Origin of the sequence: Nocardioides sp. (genome assembly GCF_050699375.1) — a bacterium.
In the GTDB taxonomy this organism is placed as follows: Bacteria; Actinomycetota; Actinomycetes; order Propionibacteriales; family Nocardioidaceae; genus Nocardioides.
In genome coordinates this window covers 1-2,863 of sequence record NZ_JBOHDN010000131.1, presented here as the reverse complement: position 1 = coordinate 2,863, position 2,863 = coordinate 1, and the positions used below count along the sequence as shown (strand labels likewise).

Below are 2,863 nucleotides of genomic sequence, written 5' to 3'. Positions count from 1 at the left end.
CTTGTTCGCGAACATCTCGGCGACGTAGATCGTGCCGGAGTGGCTGACCGCGACGCCGGTGGCGCCGAGGAACCCGCGAGCGACCTGCTTCAGGTGCCCCTTCTTGGCGTCGATGCTGAAGACGCTCCCACGCGCACCGAGCTCAGGACCCTCCGGACCGCCGGGCAGGCTGGACACGTAGAGCCGTCCACCCGGGCCGGTCTCGACATCGGTCGGGACGCCCTCGAAGTAGTAGGTCCTGTCGACGAAGCACGGGTCGAGCCCGAATCCCTCGACCACCTCCGGAGTGAAAGTGTAGGGGATCCCCGGCAGCGTCGCGACCGTCTTCACACGACCCGAGGAGGAGACGGACAGGACCGTGTTCCCGCCGGCGTCGGCGACGTAGGTGCTGCCGTGCTTGGTGGCCGTGGCGTACGGATGGGAGTCGATCCCGCCCTGGTAGGCCGCGGGCGCGCCGATCTCGGCCGGCCACTTCGCGTCGCACTCGGGGTCGCTCTTGCGGAACCCGTAGGACGTACGTCTGTCGGGGTTGTGCTTCGTCTCGTGGGCGTTCAGGTCGGCGACTGTCCTGACCTTGCCGGAGGAGTAGAGCCGCTTGAGCCAGCTGCCGGTGTTCTCGAAGGTCTCGCGGTCCGAACGGGTCACGACGAAGGTCACCACGCCGTCGTCGACGGACAGGCCACCGACCTCGTAGCCGTTGGGATCGGTGTAGATCAGCTTCGGCGCCTTGCCCGCTCTGACCTTCAGGATCTGCCCGCCGAAGTTCGAGGAGACGTACGCCGTGCCGTCATCGTCCACGGCCGCGCTGAGCGGGGTGAGCAGGTCGGATGCGAGAACGCCGGTGGGCAGCCCGGGGTTGGGACGATGGGCCTGTGCAGCGGGTGTGGTGGCGATGAGTGCCGCACCAATGGACAGTGCGGCAGCCGCCGTCAGCCACCGTGGAAATCTGGACATCTGTGCCTCCACTGTGTGGTCTGTCGGGCCGACGACTGCGTTGTCGCCGGCCGCTGTTTCAGTCTCATAACTTCTGGTCGCCATGGAATCGCCCGGTTTGGGTAAGGCTGATTTCGGACGGGGCGGCTGGGTGAGGCTGTGAGACCTGTGAGGCTGTGAGCGGAAGTTGACGGGCACGCACGCGGGGGTTGGCGGCGGTTGAAACGTGGGCTGGCGAGGGTGAGGACATCTCGCCGACTGCCGTAACCGCCGCATCAGAGGAGCCCATCATGAGCCGCCGCCACTGGATCGACGACTGGCGTCCGGAGGACGCCACCTTCTGGGAACAGACCGGGGCGAGGACCGCCCGCCGCAACCTGATCTGGTCGATCTTCGCCGAGCACCTCGGGTTCTCGGTCTGGCTGATCTGGTCGGTCTCCTCGGCCTTCCTGGTCGCCCAGGGCTTCGACTTCACCCCGGGTCAGCTCTTCTTCCTGATCGCGATCCCCAACCTGGTCGGGGCGCTGCTTCGGGTGCCCTACACCCTCGCCGTGCCCAGGTTCGGTGGCCGCAACTGGACGATGATGTCTGCCGGGCTGCTGCTCGTACCGACCCTCGGCTTCGCGTACGCCGTCACCCAGCCGGCCACGCCCTACTGGGTCTTCTGCCTCATCGCCGCCACGGCCGGGCTCGGCGGCGGGAACTTCGCCTCCTCGATGGCCAACATCAACTTCTTCTATCCCGCGTCCAAGAAGGGTGCGGCACTCGGCCTCAACGCCGCCGGCGGCAACCTCGGGGTCGCGCTGATCCAGTTCCTGCTGCCGGTCATCGTCGGAGGCGCGGGGATCTTCGGGCTGGTCAAGGCCGCCGACGGCGGGATCCACCTCGAGCGGGCCGCCTTCGTCTACGCGGCGCTGGCCGTCATCGCGATCCTGGCCGCCTTCTTCTTCATGGACAACATCACCTCCGCGAAGTCGTCCCCGCGCGAGCAGCTCTCGGTGGTGAAGTCGCGCCAGACCTGGATCATGTCGTTGCTCTACATCGGCACCTTCGGGTCGTTCATCGGCTACTCCGCCGCGATGCCGCTGCTGATCAAGCTCAACTTCTGGGTGCCCTCGCCGGAGCCGCTCGGGACCGGCATCTACTTCGCCTACTTCGCGTTCCTCGGCGCACTGGTCGGCTCCGCGACCAGGCCCCTGGGCGGCTGGCTGGCCGACCGCTGGGGCGGCGCGAAGGTCACGCTCGGTGCGTTCATCGGGATGGTCGTCTTCACCCTCGCGGTGCTGTGGACGCTGATGCAGCTCACCCCGAACCCGGACGCCTCGCCCGCGATCGCGCTGCAGAACCAGTCCTGGTTCCCCGCGTTCCTGGGCTTCTTCATGCTGGTCTTCGTCGCCTCGGGGATCGGCAACGGGTCGACCTACAAGATGATCCCGTCGATCTTCCGCCGCGAGGCCGAGCTGGCCACCACGCCGGGCACGGCCGACCGCGAGGCCGCGCTGGTGAGTGCGACCAAGAAGTCCTCCGCCGCGGTCGGCATCATCGGCGCCGTCGGCGCGATCGGCGGCTTCCTCATCCCGATCGCCTTCAACAGTCCCTGGGTCTCGAACCCGCTCGACGCCACCAAGTCGGCGTTCATCGCGTTCACGGTCTTCTACGCCGTCTGCGCCCTGGTCACCTTCGCCGTCTATCTGCGCCCGCAGCCGGCCGAGGTCCGCGAGCTGGCGGACGTACGCATCTGAGCCGGCCGCGCGCTCGGGGTAACACGTCGTTCGTAGTACTACTCGCCCTATCTGATAGGGCGAGTAGTACTACGAACGACGTGTTACCCCAAGCGCGCGGCCGGCTCAGATGCGTACGTCGGCCAGCTCCCGGACCTCGGCCGGCTGCGGGCGCAGATAGACGGCGAAGGTGACCAGGGCGCAGACGG

Annotated in this window: 2 protein-coding genes; one reads left to right on the top strand and one right to left on the bottom strand. The window is 67.6% G+C overall.

Translation table 11 applies throughout. The features are described from left to right. Nucleotides 1-954, bottom strand: a 954-nt coding sequence (locus ACRDPS_RS09535; RefSeq protein WP_431501392.1) for a ScyD/ScyE family protein, incomplete at its 3' end; no start/stop codon positions are given. A 269-nt stretch (nt 955-1,223) separates the two neighbouring features. Here ACRDPS_RS09535 and ACRDPS_RS09530 point away from each other — a divergent pair. Continuing rightward, a complete protein-coding gene (locus ACRDPS_RS09530; RefSeq protein ID WP_431501391.1) occupies nt 1,224-2,675 on the top strand; it encodes an MFS transporter in 1,452 nt (483 codons plus the stop codon). Nucleotides 2,676-2,863 lie beyond the last annotated feature (188 nt).